We start from the raw sequence: 18,512 nt of genomic DNA on the forward strand, positions 1-18,512 counted from the left end.
AAAGACTTAATTAAGTGGCTTTTGTCTTAAAGGTAGTAATTCATGCTGAAGTGGTTTGAAAAACTTGTAGATCCCTACCCAACAAAAGGTCTGGATGAACCTTTACCAACTCGTTTTTTTCCATTTGTCTGGCAAGCAACGGAAGGCTTACGCCCTTACTTATTCTTACTTATTCTTTTTACAGCAGGTGCAGCAAGCTTTGAAGCCTTACTTTTTTCAAAGATTGGACAACTCGTAGATTGGTTAAGTAGTAGTCGCCCTGAAAGTTTTTTAAGTCAGCACACGACTGATTTACTACTCTTAATTGGTGTTTTATTTACCAATATCTTTTTTGTAAATATTCAATCTATTGTAAAACATCAGATTTTATATAGCACTTTTCCAATGCGTTTGCGTTGGCGTTTCCATAATCTTTTATTGAAACAAAGCTTAGATTTTTTTCATAACGACTTTGCTGGTCGACTTTCTGCAAAAGTTATGCAAACGGCTCTAGCCATTCGTGAATTCTGGATTATTTTGGGCGATATGTTGGCTTACGTCGCTATTTACTTTATTACCGTTAGTATTGTTCTGGGCTCAATTTCAACAATTTTGCTAATACCACTTTTAGTTTGGTTAACCTTATTCTTATTAAGTGCGTGGTTCTTTATTCCACGTTTAAGTAAAGTATCTCAGCAGCAAGCCGACGCTAGATCAATTATGACTGGTCGCGTTACCGACGCTTACACCAACATTCAAACAGTTAAATTATTTGCTCATGCTGGACGTGAGAGCCAATATGCAAAAGCATCAATGAAAGAGTTTATGACAACAGTCTATGCTCAGATGCGTTTAGGCACTCTTTTTGAAATAAGTATCAACATGCTATCAGCCGTCTTATTTATTGGCGTTATTGGTACCTCAGTTTGGCTATGGACTCAAGGTTTAGCAGCATTAGGTGTAATTGCAGCGACTACTGCCATGATTTTAAAACTTAATAGTATGGCTGAGTTTATGATGTGGCATATGTCCGCATTATTTGAAAATGTTGGAACCATTCAAGATGGTATGCAAACATTAGGTAAAAAAATTAATATTCAAGACAAACCTGATGCAAAAACACTTGAAGTAAGCCAAGGTGAGATTGTATTTAAAGATATTAGCTTTGCTTATAACAATAAAAATGTGATTAATCACTTCAACTTAAAAATTAAAGCTGGTGAAAAGATAGGAATTGTTGGACGTTCTGGAGCAGGCAAATCTACGCTTATTCAGTTGCTTTTACATTTTTATCATCTTAAACAAGGTGCAATTTTAATTGATGGGCAAAATATTGAAGATGTGACTCAAGATAGTCTAAGAGCGAATATTGCCTTGGTAACACAAGATACGTCTTTATTACATCGCTCAGTCGCTGAAAATATTAAGTATGGACGTCCAGATGCATCTGATGCCGATATGAAAAATGCTGTAAAGAAAGCAAAAGCCGCCGAATTTATACCTCAATTGGTAGATTTAAAGGGTCGTAATGGATATGACGCTCAAGTAGGTGAACGTGGTGTAAAACTTTCTGGTGGTCAAAGACAACGTATTGCTATTGCACGTGTATTTTTAAAAGATGCCCCTATTCTCATTTTAGATGAAGCCACTAGTGCATTAGATTCAGAAGTTGAAGCAGCTATCCAGTCAAGTTTAAATGACCTTATGGTTGATAAAACTGTTATTGCAATTGCACACCGATTATCTACTATTGCACAAATGGATCGTTTAATTGTTCTTGATGAAGGCCAAATTGCTGAGCAAGGAACACATGAAGAGTTAATTGCGCAAAATGGAATATATGCACAATTATGGAAACGTCAAACAGGCGGCTTCCTAATTGAACAAAAAGTTTTACAGGGTCAAGATTAATGCTTTATTTAGAAGATTTGAAAATTGGTGATCGTTTTATTAGTCGTGAATATGAAATCACCTTAGATGAAATCAAAAAATTTGCAAACTCCTATGACCCTCAACCATTTCATATAGATGAAGAGCAAGCTAAGCATGATCCTATTTTTCAAGGGATTGCTGCCAGTGGTTGGCACACTTCTGCCATCACTATGCGTTTATGGACCGAATGCATGCCTATTCATGGAGGTTTGATAGGTTCAGAATCTAGTTTGCGGTGGCCACGCCCCACTCGACCGGGTGATAGAATTCATGTTGAAACAGAAATTTCAGCTATCACCCCATCCAAAACAAAATTAGATCGTGGTATTGTAAGTTACGTTACACAAGCCTTAAATCAACATGGGGATGTCTTACTTATTTCAACAACAAAAATTGTTGTCTTTAAAAAGAATGTTTAAAAATGGTTGATATGATTGTCTAACAGTTTTTATAAACTCAGATTATATTTCATGACAAGATGTGTAAGAAATGCATGTGAAAAATTGATGAGAGCAATGGAACGCATATGAAAATTACCTCAGCTCGTCAAGATCAGGGTATTCCGGGTGTCTATGGCCTATTGCTATTAGATGTCGTTTCACGTTGGGGATACAACGATGAAACATTATTTGCTCCATTTCATCTTACAAGCGAGCAACTGGCTGACCCTGACTATCGTATTTCTACACCAGTAGCAAATGAACTGGTTAAACACGCTCTTAAACTAACTGGTGAAACGACTTTGGGTTACCATCTTGGTACTCAAATGCGTATTTCAATTCATGGTTTCATTGGCTATGCAATTATGACAGCCAAAGATATTACAGAAGCAATTGCTCTTGCAGCACGCTTTATTCAGCTACGCTTGCCCTTTTTACAATTATATTTCTCAACATTTGGACCCAAGGCGACCTTACAATTACAGTGTGATATTGAACTTGAGCCTTTACGTACAGAAATCGTTTTAGGTTTAACCATTGGTATCATGAGCATGGCAAAAGCTATGACTGGCATTGAAGATTTAGCTGGGGATGTAGACTTAGATTTTCCAGAGCCAGAAGGTTTTGACAAATATAAAAATAAACTAAGCAGCACAATTCGCTTTAATCAACCACATTTAATTTCAAGTTTTGATAAAAAATATTTAGGACTTAAATTAGTCAACGCCGACCCTATTGCAAGTCAAGTTGCGATTAACCAATGTGAAGCTGAACTTTCCGCTTTGGGTGAGCGCCGACGTTTAGCAATGCGAGTTCGTGATATTTTAAGTAATTCTGAACAACATTATTTAAGCATAGAAAATGTAGCAGAATGCCTACATATGTCGGACCGCACACTTAAACGTCAATTGGCAGCAGAAGGAACTTCCTTTTCTACATTAGTTGATGAAGTACGCTATCGACATGCAACATCTTTGCTTTCGCGTACAGATTATAGTCTTGAACAGATTGCAGATGAACTTGGCTATTCGGACGTTGCAAATTTTAGCCGTGCTTTTAAACGCTGGAGTGGCCGCAGCCCAAGCAACTGGCGTAAAGACCCATACTTATAATGTTTAAAACTATTGGACACAAGCTTAAGGAGTTACCATGAATCACCCTTCGGAACTGAAGTATGCACGTACACATGAGTGGGTAAAAATTGAAGGTGATCTTGTTATTACAGGGATTACTGACCACGCACAAGATGAGCTTGGCGATTTGGTGTATGTCGAAACTCCTGAAGTTGGTAGTCAAGTTACAGCTGGCGAACAAGCTGGAGTTGTTGAATCAGTAAAAACTGCTTCAGACATCCATGCTCCTGTTTCAGGCACTGTAGTAGAAGTAAATACTGACCTTGAAGATGATCCTGATTTTGTAAATGATGATCCATACGGCAAAGGCTGGATTTATAAAATCAAACCAGACAATATTGCAGATGTTGAAAAACTTTTAACAAATGCAGAATATGAAGCTGGCCTATAAGATAGGTATAGTTTTCAAGATTTAATAAAAACCAGTTTAGATTTAGACTGGTTTTTTTCTTTGTTTATGCAGTTAATTTAAAATCAGTTATCTGATTCGGTGACCTATATGACAAAACTTGTTGTATTCTCTGGCGCGGGTATGAGTGCCGAAAGTGGAATTAGCACTTTTCGTGACAGTAATGGTCTATGGGAAAATTATGACATTCAGCAAGTTGCCACACCTGAAGCATGGCAAAAGAATCCTGCTTTAGTTCAACGCTTTTATAATGAAAGACGCAAAAATATTTTAGAATCTCAACCTAATCAAGCTCATCAATATATTTCCAAGCTACAAGACTATTTTGAAGTACAAGTTATTACTCAAAATATTGATGATTTGCATGAACGCGCAGGAAGTTCCAACGTTTTACATTTGCATGGAAACATTCGGTTAGCAAAAAGCTCGGGGCCAAAGGCACAATTCACAACTCAGTTTTATGACATTAACGGTTGGAAATTAGATTTAGAACACGACCTTTGCCCAGATGAATATCCTCTTCGTCCACATGTTGTTTGGTTTGGTGAAGCTGTACCTGCTTATGAAGAAGCAATTAGAGTCGTGCAAAGTGCAGACATTTTTATTGTAATCGGGTCGACATTAAGCGTATATCCTGTTGCAGGTTTAGTGCATGAAATTGCAGCTCAATGTAAAGCATACTATATAGATCCCAAAGCAGATCATGTGCGTGTTCCTCAACAATACGAATTGTTAAAGATGTCAGCTACTCAAGGAATGCATGAACTTTTTAAGAATTTAACCAATTGACTCCTATTTTTAAGTACTAAATCAATTTAATTTGAATAAAAATTATTATTTTTTGGACAAAATTTTCCAACTTTGTTCTAATTTCGCGCAATAAAATTTTTCCTTCCACTCACTTTGTAACTAAATATAGAGTTATTTTTTTATAAAATTTATTTTTCTCAAGAAAGTTCAAAAAAACAAAATATTAAAAAATTATAAGTAAATGATTAATAATATATTTTTTAGATTGTAATTTAAATTACACCGATTTACACAAAGAGACAAAAATATAACATAAAAATAACAGAGCAAAAAAATTCTTTTGTGGTTGAATCTCAACCTCTTGAATGCCGTACAAGAAAACAGCGACCTGGATTAGGTTACAATCACGGATTATGGATATAAGGACACACATCCATCATGAGTTATTTTGATCCCACCCTCATCATGTTTATGGTGTACATCGTAGCAATGGTACTTATTGGCTTATTTGCCTACCGTGCTACAAGCGACTTCTCAGATTATATTCTTGGTGGTCGTAGTTTAGGCAGTTTCGTTACTGCGTTATCCGCAGGCGCATCAGACATGAGTGGCTGGCTACTCATGGGCTTACCAGGAGCAATTTATCTTTCTGGTCTATCTGAAGCGTGGATTGCAATTGGTCTTATTATCGGTGCTTGGCTTAACTGGCTACTGGTTGCTGGTCGATTACGCGTTCATACTGAAATTCAAAACAATGCATTAACTTTGCCAGATTATTTTACAAGCCGTTTTGATGACCAGAAAAAAGTACTTCGTATTTTCTCTGCCGTTATCATCTTGGTTTTCTTCGCTATTTACTGTGCTTCAGGCATGGTGGCGGGCGCCCGTTTATTTGAAAATTTATTCGGTATGTCATACAACACTGCAATTTGGCTTAGTGCTATTGCGACCATCAGTTATGTTTGTATCGGTGGATTCTTAGCAATTAGCTGGACTGATACATTCCAAGCTGGATTGATGATTTTTGCCCTGATATTAACGCCAATCGTGACTTACCTTGCGATCGGGGACACAACTCATTTTGTTACTCTCATTGAAACTGCACGTCCGCATGCATTTAATCTCATCTCAGATTTTGGTGTGGTAGCAGTTTTATCCTCCATGGCATGGGGTCTTGGTTACTTTGGTCAACCACACATCCTTGTACGTTTCATGGCGGCTGATTCAGTAAAATCTATTCCTGCTGCTCGTCGTATCGGTATGACATGGATGATTTTATGCTTAATGGGTGCTGTAGGTGCTGGTTTCTTCGGTATTGCTTATTTTGAGCAACACCCTGAATTAGCGGCAGTTGTGAGCAAAAACCCTGAAACTGTATTTATGGAATTGACTAAAATTTTATTCAATCCATGGATTGTGGGTATCATTTTGGCTGCAATTTTAGCTGCTGTTATGAGCACGTTAAGCTGTCAACTTTTGGTATGTTCAAGTGCTTTAACCGAAGATTTATACAAAGGTTTCCTTCGTAAAAATGCATCTCAAAAAGAACTTGTATGGGTTGGCCGTGTAATGGTTCTTGTCATTGCTGTTCTTGCAATTATTCTTGCAGGTAACCCAGATAGTAAAGTTCTTGGTCTTGTTGCTTATGCATGGGCTGGCTTCGGTGCAGCATTTGGTCCGCTTATCATCTTGTCATTGTTCTGGAAACGTATGAATTTACAAGGTGCTTTAGCGGGTATGATCGTTGGTGCAGTTGTGGTTATTGGCTGGAAAAATCTTTTCGCAGACACTGGTGTTTACGAAATTATTCCTGGCTTTATCCTTGCATTTATCAGCATCGTTGTTGTGAGTCTTTTAACTAAAGCGCCAAATACGACAGTAACTGGACGCTTTGAACAAGCAGATAAACTCTACAAAGAAAGCGTATAATCCTTCTAAATAAACTAAGGGGCTTCGGCCCCTTTATTTATTTTTAGTTTTGATTTTAATTTTTGAAGTATCCTTCACGACTTGCATCACTGGGTAACTACGGGTTTCTTTTACCCCAGGCAACTGCCATAACACTTGCCCTGCAATACGTCTAAACTCTTCCATACTGGCACTTCGTAATTTAATTAAAAAATCGAAGCCCCCACTGACCATATGGCACTCAACAATTTCCGGATAATGCACCACAGCATCAATAAACTCATCTAAAACATTAGGTGTCGTTTTATCCAGTAATACTTCAACAAACACCAAAAAATTAGCATTTAACTTAACAGGGTTTAACTTAGCCTCATATCCCAAGATGAATTCATCCTTCGTTAGCTTTTGGACTCGTGCCATGACAGCAGTTGGAGATAAATTCACAAGTTCGGCTAATTTACTGTTCGAAATACGCCCATCTGTTTGAAGAATATCCAAAATTTTTAAATCAGTGCGATCAAGGCTTAATAATGGGCCATTCATCTGAATTTTCCTCTAAAAAATGGGATAAATATAGTGAGTTATTCGGTGTTTCTTCTGTAATGATAAATTATCTAAACCTCTCTACTCAAGATAAATAGTACGAGAGCTAGTTGGCGGAAACAGATATGAATACAATGGATACTTTTCATCAAATGGATAAATCTCACCAAGGCTATATCACCGAATTCAACGATAAAAGTGAGTTTGAACAACGCATTAACACAGCTTGGCGTCGTGCTGAACCAGAAGCTGTAGAAGAGCTATTACAAGCTGCCGCGGTATCTGATGATTTAGATCATAAAATTTATGACCTTGCCTTTAATCTTGCCCATAACTTACGTGAACGTAAAACCTCTTCAGGTAAAGCAGGTATTGTTCAAGGCTTACTACAAGAATTCTCCCTTTCTTCACAAGAAGGCGTGGCTTTAATGTGTCTTGCTGAAGCTTTGCTTCGTATTCCAGACTCAGCAACACGTGATTTACTTATTCGAGATAAAATCAATCAAGGCAACTGGAAAGAACACGTTGGCCAAAGCAGCTTAATGTTTGTAAATGCTGCTGCATGGGGCCTTATGCTGACTGGTAAGCTGATGGAAACACCAAAGCAAACTAGTCTATCAAGTGTACTTACTGGCCTTTTAGCACGTAGTGGACGTGGCATTATCCGTAAAGCAGTCGATGTTGCAATGCGTATGATGGGTGAACAGTTTGTTACTGGTGAAACCATTGAAGAAGCTGTAGACCATGCAAAAGTACTTGAAGACAAAGGTTTCCGCTATTCTTACGACATGTTGGGTGAAGCTGCTCTAACCGAACATGATGCTGAACGTTACTTCAATGATTATACGCAAGCTATCCATGCAATTGGTAAAGCGTCTAACGGTAAAGGCGTTTATGATGGCCCTGGTATTTCAATTAAGCTTTCTGCTCTACACCCTCGCTATCAACGCGCGCAAATTGAACGTGTTCATCAAGAACTTTATGGCAAAGTATTCGAACTCGCTCTTTTAGCAAAACAATACAACATCGGTTTAAATATCGATGCAGAAGAATCAGAACGTTTAGAAATTTCTCTTGAATTACTTGAACGTCTTTGCTTCGAACCAGAACTTGCAAACTGGAAAGGCATTGGCTTCGTTATTCAAGCGTACCAAAAACGCTGTTTCTTCGTGGTTGATTATATTATCGATCTTGCTAAGCGCAGCCAAAAGCGCCTCATGATCCGTCTTGTGAAAGGTGCTTATTGGGATAGCGAAATCAAGAAAGCACAAATCGAAGGTATGGATGACTATCCTGTCTTCACTCGTAAGGTGCATACTGATTTATCTTATATCGCTTGTGCTAAAAAATTACTTGCAGCACCAGAGTTCATCTATCCGCAATTTGCAACTCATAATGCTCAAACGTTAGCAACAATCTATCATTTGGCTGACCCAAGCAAATATTATGCTGGTCAGTACGAGTTCCAATGCCTACATGGTATGGGTGAGCCACTTTATGAACAAGTTGTTGGCCCACGTGAACAAAATAAATTAGGCGTACCATGCCGTATTTATGCTCCTGTTGGTAACCATGAAACTTTGTTGGCTTACTTAGTTCGCCGTTTACTTGAAAATGGTGCAAATACTTCATTTGTTAACCGTATTGCCGATAAAACACTTAAAGTTGAAGATCTGATTCAGTCTCCAATTTACGATATTCGCAATGCAGCTAAACTTGAAGGTTCAGTTGGCTTAAAACACCCATCTATTCCGTTACCTTTAGACATGTATGGCTCGCTCCGTAAAAACTCTAAAGGATATGATTTAGCAAATGATGCTCCACTTGAAGCTTTAGACAGCACAGCTCAACAACTGCGTAACCGTATCTGGCAAAGCCATCCGTTATTGGCAGATAGCGGTTCTTTAGAGCAAGGTAATTCTGTTGCAATTACAAACCCAGCACAAAATGATGAAATTGTTGGGCATGTACAAGAAGCTGATCTAAAGCATGTCGAAGTTGCACTTAATGCAGCTGAACAAACTCAGTCTGAATGGGCTAATACTCCTAAAGATCAACGTGCTCAATACTTAAAACGTGCAGCTGACCTGATGGAAAGCCGTATTGAAGAGTTAATGATATTGCTTTGCCGTGAAAGTGGTAAAACCTATGCCAATGCGATTGCTGAAGTTCGTGAAGCTGTAGATTTCTTGCGTTACTACGCAACTCAAGTTGAGAACCTTCCAGCTAATACAATCATTCAGCCTTTAGGTACTGTACTTTGCATTAGCCCATGGAACTTCCCTCTTGCGATTTTCTCAGGCCAAATCGCGGCTGCATTAGTCAGCGGTAACTGTGTTATTGCTAAACCTGCCGAACAGACTCCATTAATTGCAGCTCAAGCAGTGCAAATTTTATGGGAAGCTGGTATTCCTCATGGCGCTGTGCAGTTATTGCCAGGTCGTGGTGAAACAGTTGGTGCTCAGCTTAGCCAAGATAATCGTATCGATGGCATTATGTTTACAGGTTCAACTGAAGTCGCAAAAATTTTACAGAAGACAGTTGCAAAACGTTTATCTGAAAATGGCCAGTCAATTCCCCTCATTGCAGAAACTGGTGGTCAAAATGCAATGATTGTAGACTCATCAGCTTTAACTGAACAAGTCGTACTTGATGTTGTAAGTTCAGCTTTTGATAGCGCTGGTCAACGTTGCTCTGCTTTACGTATTTTATGTGTGCAAGAAGACAGTGCTGCAACCGTTATTAAAATGCTTAAAGGTGCAATGCAACAGTTGAGCGTAGGTAACCCTGCCATTTTAAAAACTGACATTGGTCCTGTTATTGATGTTGAAGCAAAACAGACGATTGATCAGCACATCCAAAAAATGAAGTCTAAAGGCTATCCAGTACATCAGCTAATGTTTGGCGCAACGAGCCAGAATGAATTAGATAAAGGAACTTTTGTTGTACCAACAGCAATTGAGTTACCTAACCTTGATGATTTACAACGTGAAGTCTTTGGTCCAGTTTTACACATCATTACCTATAAGTATGGCGAACTTGAGCAACTCATCTCGCGAATTAATGCCAAGGGTTATGGTTTAACAATGGGTTTACACACCCGTATTGATCAAACGATCCAAACAGTGATTCAACATGCTGAAGTTGGTAACCTTTATATCAACCGAAATATTGTTGGTGCGGTTGTTGGTGTTCAACCATTTGGTGGTGAAGGTTTATCTGGTACAGGTCCAAAAGCTGGTGGTCCGCTTTATATGTACCGCTTAATGCAACATTGTTCAAATAAAGTATTGGCAACACCATTTGCCATGAAAAATGAACAAACTGCTTTTGAAGGCTTTAACCGTGAAGTTTATCAGAGCTTACAAAATTGGGCGAAACAGCATTTACCGCAAGAAAATCGCGAAATTGAACCATTTGGTGTTGGTAAATTCTATGAGTTACAAGGCCCTACTGGGGAAAGTAACCAATATATTATTTTGCCACGTCATCGTGTTCTTTCAATCGCTGACACAGAACAAAATCAGTTGCATCAATTGCTCGCAATTTTTGCAGTTGGTAGCCAAGCTGCGGTAATGCCAAATAGTCCATTATTGGCAAAATATAAACAAACATTGCCAAAAGATGTATTAGATGCAATTCGTGTTATTAAAAACATCAGTTCAGATGATTTTGATGCAGTTTTACATCATGGTAACCGCGAAGAAATCTTCTCATTACAGCAAGAAGTTGCTACTCGTTCTGGTGCAATTGTGGGTATTACACATGTTGAGCCAAATGAGACTATTCCACTTGAACGTTTAGTAATTGAACGTGCAATTAGTGTGAATACAGCTGCTGCTGGTGGTAATGCAAGCTTAATGACAATGTCTGATTAATACGTAAGTTTCTAAAAAAGCCCAAATCTAGCATTTGGGCTTTTTTATTTAATAAAGTAATCTTTTCTTAAATATATAAACTTTATCAATTCGAGATTCTAATAATGATCTTTTTAGAACCAGAACAATATCAAAAAAAATGCGCTCAGCTTTTTAATTCATATCAAAAAGATATTTCAACACTACTACCATTTGCCAGAATTGAGCATATTGGTTCATCTTCAATACCGAATGCAATTTCAAAGGGTGATTTAGATATTTATATTGAAGTTAAGCCTGGGCAGTTTGAAGTTGCAATCGAAGGGTTAAAAACTCTTAACTTTATAGAAAAGCAAAATACGCTAAGAACACATGAACTTTGTATGCTTGAGTCACTCAATAACGATGATGTTGCTTTTCAAATTGTAGCTACAGGTTCAAAGTTCACATTTTTCTTAACATTTAGAAATAAGCTTACCGCTTCTCCAGCACTGGTCGATGAATATAATCAATTAAAATTACAGTGTAGTCATTTAGATCACGATCAATATAGAACAATAAAATCAGATTTTATTACTCGCATTTTGAAACATCCATAATTTTAACGACAGTCATCCTTATTGATATCTAGCTAAAATTGGCTCCTGTAACCCCGTTTTTTTTGATACCATTCACTATTTGATTCTGTCTAAATTTTCTTTGTCTATGACCTCTTCTTATCATCAACAACTTCAAACTAAAATTGACCGCATTACTGCCCAATTTTCTGAATTTACTCCACCTACATTAGAAGTGTTTGAGTCACCTGAACAACATTTCCGTATGCGTGCTGAGTTTCGTATCTGGCATACAGAAAATGACATGTTCTATGCCATGTTTGAACGTAACGATGATGACAAACAAAAAACCGTTTTACGCATTGATGAATTCCCCATTGCAGACGAAAGCATTAATGATTTAATGCCAAAACTTTTGGAAGAACTCAAAGCAGAACCTAAACTTTCGAGCCGTTTATTTGAAGCTGATTTTCTTGCAACACTTAGCGGGGAAATGTTAGTTACATTAATCTATCACCGTAAACTTGATCAAGAATGGGAACAAGCAGCTAAAGCGCTTGCTGAGAAGTTAGACATTAAGATTATGGGTCGTAGTCGTGGTCAAAAAATTATTATTGGCGATGACTTTGTCGTAGAAGAATTTGAGCTTTTAAATCGTTCATTTAAATACAAACAAATCGAAAGTAGTTTTACTCAGCCGAACGCACAAGTTTGCAAAAAAATGCTGCAATGGGCGTGTGATGCAGCTGAAGGATCGAAAAAACACTTACTAGAACTTTATTGTGGTAATGGTAACTTTACTCTTCCTCTTTCTTTAAAGTTTGAACGTGTTCTAGCAACAGAACTTGCAAAATCTTCCGTTTATGCTGCTCAATGGAACATCGAGCAAAACCAGATTGATAATATTCAAGTAGCCCGTCTTTCAGCTGAAGAATTTACTCAAGCCTATCAGGGTGAGCGCGAATTTCGCCGCTTACAAGAAGCGAATATTGATATCCAAAGTTATGACTTTGATACCGTATTTGTTGATCCCCCACGCGCAGGGATTGATGATGAAACTTTAAAACTTTTACAAGGTTTTGAACGTATTATCTACATTTCATGTAACCCAGATACACTGTATGAAAACTTAAAAATATTAGGTTTAACTCATCATATTACCAAGTTTGCATTATTCGATCAGTTCCCATATACCCATCATGTGGAATCGGGTGTGTTACTTGAGAAGATTTAAACAAAATCTTTCATTGTAAATTTAAAATCAAAGGAGGTTTACATACCTCCTTATTTTTTAATGTTTTTTTATTTAAGTATTTAAATTTTCAAAAAATATCAAGTCATCTATCCGTCATAATTTCGTTTAACTCACGCATTCCTATCGAAAATTCTCGAGTTCAATTGGTGGATTTATCACTTATAGAGACTTGTATTTTATTTTAAATTGGCTATATTTCGAGCTATGTTAGATTGTATATGAAGGCTCTATGAGTTTTTGGCAAAAGCTGTTCTTAGCAGATCAACAGCATAACGAGCATAAAAACCAAACTGCTTGTGTTGAAAATGACTGCTCATGTAAAACAAATGAACAACTTCTAAGTGCTCTTGCATTAGCAACAGATGAAGATGTCATTAAGGGAATAAAGAAAGTTCTTATTTCCCGTGGTTATAGCCGAAAAGAGTTGAATGAACTCACTCAAAAACCATCTATCCATTAATTAAAAAGCCAGTCTTGTACTGGCTTTTTTATATTTCACTTTAATCTACACTCTGTCTGATCTAGCCAACCAACAATTGGTCCCATTTCAAATTGTTGGTCATTACGCTTGTCTTTTTGAATATATAAACTAGAAATAGAACCATCAAGATATAAAGCCTGCTCTACCTTAAGATTTCTTTGAAAGAACTGAGCAAACTTGTAGAAACTCACACTATTCTTCGATATTACAAAGTAGAGTTTATTATTTCGAATACCGACTCCATTACGAATTTTATTTGATTGAGAATCTGGTAAAAAAAGGGAATTTATCTTTCCATCAATCACTAACATCGGGCCAGATTGTGTCGCATAATCAACGTTGAAATCTCGGCGACTGTATTGCTGCGTTGTTAAAATGAAGGCCTGCTTTTTATTCCAACTTAACACCCCATTAGGCTGCAAAAAGAAATTTCCCAATCCTTTACTTTTATTTAGTGGCTGAATCACCTTAGCTTGTTCAACATACAGTCCTACTGGAGAAAATCCCGGATGAAACATCCCTGCATTCATTGCGAAAGAAAGTCGCTCACATTGCTTTAAATGTTCCTGAACATTGTTAAAACTTTTATAATACTGCTGATTATGAGGATTTCTTAAAAACAGGCGCAATGCTTTAAAATCGCTGATAGAGACCACATCGTATTGATCACCTTCTACTGTTTTAACTTGCTGATGTTCTATAGCATATGCAGACTGAAATAAAAACCAATACAAAGCTAAGCACCCGACGACCCATTTCATTGAATAACACCTGACATGACATTTTCCCTTCATATTAAGTTCTTAAATTATATACAAGAAATATGAATAGATTGGATATGCATCAAATTCTTTCATTCGACGTAATCAATACACTGCAAATTGCTGATATTGGTTATAATGTTTAGTAGCTTTTCAATAAAAGCCATTTACACTTTATTGGATCAGCGTAAGCATGCAACAACCGAATAAACGCTACCCTTTAGGGGCTCACCTCATCGTAAAGCATCTCGGCTATAGCCATCATGGTATATATGCAGGGAGAGGTCGAGTTATCCATTATTCCGGCTTAGCGCATTTCATCAAAAAACGCCCCATTGAAATTACCTCAATAGATGCATTCTCGCATGGCAAAAAAATACATGTTCGCTCTTATGACACGCCACGCTATAAAGGAAGAGCTGTCGTGCGCCGAATGCGTTCACGTATGCATGAAAACCACTACCATCTAATTATTAATAACTGTGAACATTTATGTAGTTGGGCAATTACCGGAATCGAAAGTAGCACCCAAGTTGAACGTATGATGCATCGATTAACGACCATTGGTTATGTAAGTTCAATCATGAGCTATATGAATGGGATGATGCTCACTGTTGCAACAACATGTTTTGCTCTTGTTCTTTATATTAAAAAGAAATTACGTGATCAGGCAAAAATGAAGGTCCCTACTTATCAATTCCTTAGAGAAAAATCTGAAAAAAGAAATATTGATCCGTCAGTACCTTTAGTCTTTATAGATCCCGATAAAAAAGAACCAATTTAATAAAAAAGCCCTCAAATATGAGGGCTTTTAGAAAACTTAAAACTTATTTTTTATCAACTTTTGCTTCAGTCGTAATATTTACAGTAATCTTATCACCAACGTTCGGAACGTAATTACCTAAACCAAAGTCAGAACGCTTGAATGAAGTTGTAGCATTAAAACCAATCGCTGGAACTTTTGCCATTGGGTGTTCGCCTTGCTTGTTTAAAACAGCATCAAGTACAACAGGCTTAGTTACACCTTTAACCGTTAAGTCACCAGTAATTTTAAAGTGCTTTTTGTCTTTAGTTTCAACTTTAGTACTTTTAAACGTAATATTTGGATATTTAGCAGCATTAAACCAAGCTTCTTCTTGGAACTCTTTATCCAAAGCAGGAACATTTGTATTTACGCTGCTTAAAGGGATAGTGACATTTACAGATGAATTTGCTGGTTTAGCATTATCAACTTTAATTACACCTTGGATATCCGAGAAATTAGCGCTTGGAGTAGAGAAACCAAAGTGATTCCACGAGAAAACAGTAGCTGTATGTGTAGGATCAATTTTGTAGTCCACTGGCGCAGCTAAAGTAACTGAACTAGCCAATGCTACTGCCAAACCGAAGCTTAATGTTTTAAGATGCATTTTTCGTATCCTTTATTGATATAGTCGTTAGTGTATACATCAAGTAATTTAATTCACTATTCTTTATAAAACGATATGTTTCATCCATGCAACAATAAAAGCGTTACAGTTATTATTTAAAAACAATATTATAAGATATCGGTGTTGTCATACCGTCTCCGAACTCTCAAATTAATTCGTTTTTACTTCGACTTTATTGATCAATAACAAGGTAAACATGGCTAATACTGCTCAAGCACAAAGTACTTCCACTCCATATCGAGTAACTCTGACCGATCCTTCGGGTCACCAATGGTTTGCTGATGAACCCACAGACAAAGGTGGTCTAGATACTGCTCCAAACCCAGTTCAAATCTTACTGTCTGCTTTGGGTGCATGTACCACCATTACACTAGAAATGTATGCGAATCTTAAAGGTATTAAGCTTGATCATGTTCAAGTTGATTTAGTATTAAACCCAAATGGTGAACCAGAGAAAGGCCAAAATAATATTGAACGTAAAATCACGCTCAAAGGTGAATTCAGTGAAGACCAACACAAGCGTTTATTAAAAGTTGCCGAGAACTGCCCCATTCATAAGTTGCTCACTTCTCAAATTAATATTCAAACCGAACTTGGCATTTAACCTTTCAGATATAAAAAAGCGCTCCCTATGGAGCGCTTTTTTTACACTACTTCAATATTTAAGCAGTTAATTCTTTTACTGCTGCAACAACAGCTTCAGTTGTAATACCAAAGAATTGGAACAAATCTTTTGCTGGTGCAGATTCACCATAAGTTGTCATACCAATCACTTTGCCATCAAGACCAACAAACTTCCACCAGTAGTCAACATGAGCAGCTTCAACCGCAACACGCGCACGGATATGAGCTGGTAATACAGCTTCACGATATGCAGCGTCTTGTTTCATAAATTCTTCTGCACATGGCATAGAAACTACACGCACACCGTCAAGTTGAGCATAAGCTTCCATTGCTAAAGAAATTTCAGAACCAGTTGCAATAATAATTGCTTTTAATTCACCTTTTTCTTGAGCAAGAACATAACCACCTTTTGCAACATTTTGAATTTGTTCTTCAGAACGTGTTTGGAATGGTAAGTTTTGACGAGAGAAAATGAGTGCTGTAGGACCATCTTTACGCTCTAAAGCAGATTTCCATGCAGTAGCAGTTTCAACAGTATCAGCAGGACGCCATGTATTTAGGTTAGGTGTACCACGTAAAGAAGCAATTTGTTCGATTGGTTGGTGAGTTGGACCATCTTCACCCAAACCAATTGAGTCATGTGTATAAACATGAATTACACGTTGTTTCATCAATGCAGACATACGTACTGCATTACGCGCATATTCCATAAACATTAAGAATGTTGCAACGTAAGGAACAAAACCACCATGCAATGCAACGCCATTGGCAATCGCAGTCATACCGAACTCACGTACACCATAATATACGTAGTTACCAGCTGGGTTTTCTTGAATGCCTTGGCAACCTTTCCAAAGCGTTAAGTTAGAACCCGCTAAGTCAGCAGAACCACCTAGTAATTCAGGCAATAAAGGACCAAATGCTTGTAATGTGTTTTGGCTTGCTTTACGTGTTGCGATTGTCTCGCCTTTCGCATTTGTTTCACGAATGAATGCATCTGCTTGCGCTGCAAATTCTGCTGGTAAGTCACCACTAATACGACGAAGTAACTCAGCTGCTTCAGTTGGATATTTTGCTTGATACTGTGCAAATACCGCATCCCAAGCTGCTTCAGCCTTACTACCTTTTGCTTTGGCATCCCATGCAGCATATATGTCAGCAGGAATAACAAATGCTTCTTCGATCCAACCTAATGCTTTACGAGTTAAAGTAATCTCATCTTTACCTAATGGTGCACCATGACAGTCTTCTTTACCCTGCTTATTTGGTGAACCTAAACCAATAATGGTTTTACACATAATAATGGTTGGTTTTTGAGTTTCAGCTTTTGCTTCGATTGTTGCTTGACGAATCGCATCAGCATCATGACCATCTACACGAAGAACTTGCCAACCATAGGCTTTAAAACGCTCTTCTGTGTCATCGCTGAACCAGCCTTCTACTTCACCATCAATTGAAATGCCATTATCATCATAATAAGCAATCAATTTACCAAGTTGTAAAGTACCTGCTAAAGAACATACTTCGTGAGAAATACCTTCCATTAAACAGCCATCACCTAAGAAACAGTAAGTGAAATGGTCTACAACTTTTAAATCATCTTTATTGAACTGGGCAGCCAAAGTCTTTTCTGCCAATGCAAAACCAACAGCATTAGCAATACCTTGACCTAAAGGACCAGTCGTTGTTTCGATACCTGGTGCATAACCATATTCAGGGTGACCAGGAGTTTTTGAATGTAATTGACGGAACTGTTTTAAATCTTCAATTGAAAGATCATAACCTGTTAAATGAAGCAAAGCGTATTGCAACATTGAGCCATGGCCGTTTGATAAAACGAAACGGTCGCGGTTTGCCCATTGTGGATTAGTTGGGTTGTGATTTAAAAACTCGCGCCAGACGACGTCAGCAATATCTGCCATCCCCATTGGAGCACCAGGATGCCCTGAGTTTGCCTGTTGCACAGCATCCATTGCCAATACACGAATTGCATTTGCAATACGACGTTCGTTTAAAGGGGTCGCCATAAGATCAGAATCCAATTTTAATAGATTGATGAAAAGAAGAAGATGAATAACAATTCAATGCCGCTATATTGTCTTAAAAAAAAGGCTGAGGGTAAACCCCAACATAGTATATTTCTTTATTTTTAACCGTTTCTTGGTTACACAAAAAACATTTGGACCTTTAAGTTATACAAAACAGTGCTCATTTCTTAAATACTACTCCAATATGCGAGCAGGCAGTTCTATTAGACTTTGATATATAGATAAAATATTTTGAAATCTCTACCTAGGTCCATCATGTTTCTTTTCTTCAAAATCCGACTTGTAAGGCATCATCTTTTTGTTAAGTCATGTGTCTAAAAAACGTACTAATAACAAATTATTAAAATACCAATACTTTAAATAAATACTCTTTATATCAATTTTACTAATACACTTATCAATTAA

General features: G+C 37.4%; 16 protein-coding genes. 12 read left to right on the forward strand and 4 right to left on the reverse strand.

The window, feature by feature from the left end; genetic code table 11:
• The first annotated feature begins 42 nt into the window (after window positions 1-42).
• From RMB13_RS17805 to putP, 6 genes are all read left to right on the forward strand, one after another.
• A complete protein-coding gene (locus tag RMB13_RS17805) occupies window positions 43-1,890 on the forward strand; it encodes an ABC transporter ATP-binding protein (protein ID WP_311085942.1) in 1,848 nt (615 codons plus the stop codon).
• Entirely contained in the window at window positions 1,890-2,330 is a 441-nt protein-coding gene (locus tag RMB13_RS17810) for a MaoC family dehydratase (protein ID WP_003651428.1), read from the forward strand. Before RMB13_RS17805 ends, RMB13_RS17810 begins: the two co-directional genes overlap by 1 nt.
• A 107-nt stretch (window positions 2,331-2,437) precedes the next feature.
• Entirely contained in the window at window positions 2,438-3,463 is a 1,026-nt protein-coding gene (locus RMB13_RS17815) for an AraC family transcriptional regulator (RefSeq protein ID WP_004642603.1), read from the forward strand.
• Between the two features lie 37 nt (window positions 3,464-3,500).
• A complete protein-coding gene (gcvH, locus tag RMB13_RS17820; RefSeq protein ID WP_003651425.1) occupies window positions 3,501-3,875 on the forward strand; it encodes a glycine cleavage system protein GcvH in 375 nt (124 codons plus the stop codon).
• A 99-nt stretch (window positions 3,876-3,974) separates the two neighbouring features.
• Complete coding sequence (locus RMB13_RS17825; RefSeq protein ID WP_311085943.1) at window positions 3,975-4,682, forward strand: Sir2 family NAD-dependent protein deacetylase; 708 nt, start codon at window positions 3,975-3,977, stop codon at window positions 4,680-4,682.
• Window positions 4,683-5,081: 399 nt separating this feature from the next.
• A complete protein-coding gene (putP, locus tag RMB13_RS17830; protein ID WP_151744073.1) occupies window positions 5,082-6,572 on the forward strand; it encodes a sodium/proline symporter PutP in 1,491 nt (496 codons plus the stop codon).
• Window positions 6,573-6,605: 33 nt separating this feature from the next.
• Here putP and RMB13_RS17835 read toward each other — a convergent pair whose 3' ends face one another.
• Complete coding sequence (locus RMB13_RS17835) at window positions 6,606-7,094, reverse strand: Lrp/AsnC ligand binding domain-containing protein (protein ID WP_003651419.1); 489 nt, start codon at window positions 7,092-7,094, stop codon at window positions 6,606-6,608.
• A gap of 125 nt (window positions 7,095-7,219) precedes the next feature.
• Between RMB13_RS17835 and putA the strand changes: the two genes are divergently transcribed.
• The 4 genes from putA to RMB13_RS17855 all read left to right on the forward strand — a co-directional run bounded on the left by putA (window position 7,220) and on the right by RMB13_RS17855 (window position 13,223).
• Complete coding sequence (gene putA, locus RMB13_RS17840) at window positions 7,220-10,972, forward strand: trifunctional transcriptional regulator/proline dehydrogenase/L-glutamate gamma-semialdehyde dehydrogenase (RefSeq protein WP_311085944.1); 3,753 nt, start codon at window positions 7,220-7,222, stop codon at window positions 10,970-10,972.
• Between the two features lie 104 nt (window positions 10,973-11,076).
• The gene (locus RMB13_RS17845) at window positions 11,077-11,550 is read left to right on the forward strand and encodes a GrpB family protein (RefSeq protein WP_311085945.1); all 474 of its coding nucleotides are present in this window, start codon (window positions 11,077-11,079) and stop codon (window positions 11,548-11,550) included.
• Window positions 11,551-11,656: 106 nt separating this feature from the next.
• On the forward strand, window positions 11,657-12,742 hold the full coding sequence (gene trmA / locus RMB13_RS17850; RefSeq protein ID WP_311085946.1) for a tRNA (uridine(54)-C5)-methyltransferase TrmA: 1,086 nt from the start codon (window positions 11,657-11,659) through the stop codon (window positions 12,740-12,742).
• Window positions 12,743-12,992: 250 nt separating this feature from the next.
• Window positions 12,993-13,223 carry a hypothetical protein gene (locus RMB13_RS17855; protein WP_003651412.1) on the forward strand — a complete coding sequence of 77 codons (231 nt, stop codon included), beginning with the start codon at window positions 12,993-12,995 and terminating at the stop codon, window positions 13,221-13,223.
• Between the two features lie 35 nt (window positions 13,224-13,258).
• Here the strand turns inward: RMB13_RS17855 and RMB13_RS17860 are convergent, their stop codons facing one another.
• Window positions 13,259-14,005, reverse strand: coding sequence for a phosphodiester glycosidase family protein (locus RMB13_RS17860; protein WP_311085947.1), 747 nt, complete (start codon window positions 14,003-14,005; stop codon window positions 13,259-13,261).
• 193 nt (window positions 14,006-14,198) lie between these two features.
• Here RMB13_RS17860 and RMB13_RS17865 point away from each other — a divergent pair, with 193 nt between their 5' ends.
• Window positions 14,199-14,789: a lecithin retinol acyltransferase family protein gene (locus RMB13_RS17865; RefSeq protein WP_080026928.1), complete on the forward strand. Its 591-nt coding sequence runs from the start codon at window positions 14,199-14,201 to the stop codon at window positions 14,787-14,789.
• A 43-nt stretch (window positions 14,790-14,832) separates the two neighbouring features.
• Here RMB13_RS17865 and RMB13_RS17870 read toward each other — a convergent pair whose 3' ends face one another.
• The gene (locus RMB13_RS17870) at window positions 14,833-15,414 is read right to left on the reverse strand and encodes a YceI family protein (protein ID WP_005041161.1); all 582 of its coding nucleotides are present in this window, start codon (window positions 15,412-15,414) and stop codon (window positions 14,833-14,835) included.
• 217 nt (window positions 15,415-15,631) lie between these two features.
• Between RMB13_RS17870 and RMB13_RS17875 the strand changes: the two genes are divergently transcribed.
• Window positions 15,632-16,039 (forward strand): OsmC family protein, encoded by a 408-nt coding sequence (locus RMB13_RS17875; protein WP_311085948.1) that lies wholly within the window; start codon window positions 15,632-15,634, stop codon window positions 16,037-16,039.
• A gap of 58 nt (window positions 16,040-16,097) precedes the next feature.
• Here the strand turns inward: RMB13_RS17875 and tkt are convergent, their stop codons facing one another.
• Entirely contained in the window at window positions 16,098-18,086 is a 1,989-nt protein-coding gene (gene tkt / locus RMB13_RS17880; RefSeq protein WP_132070150.1) for a transketolase, read from the reverse strand.
• Between the last annotated feature and the right edge of the window lie 426 nt (window positions 18,087-18,512).

The sequence above is a fragment of the Acinetobacter sp. V102_4 genome (assembly GCF_031799005.1).
In the GTDB taxonomy this organism is placed as follows: domain Bacteria; phylum Pseudomonadota; class Gammaproteobacteria; order Pseudomonadales; family Moraxellaceae; genus Acinetobacter; species Acinetobacter calcoaceticus.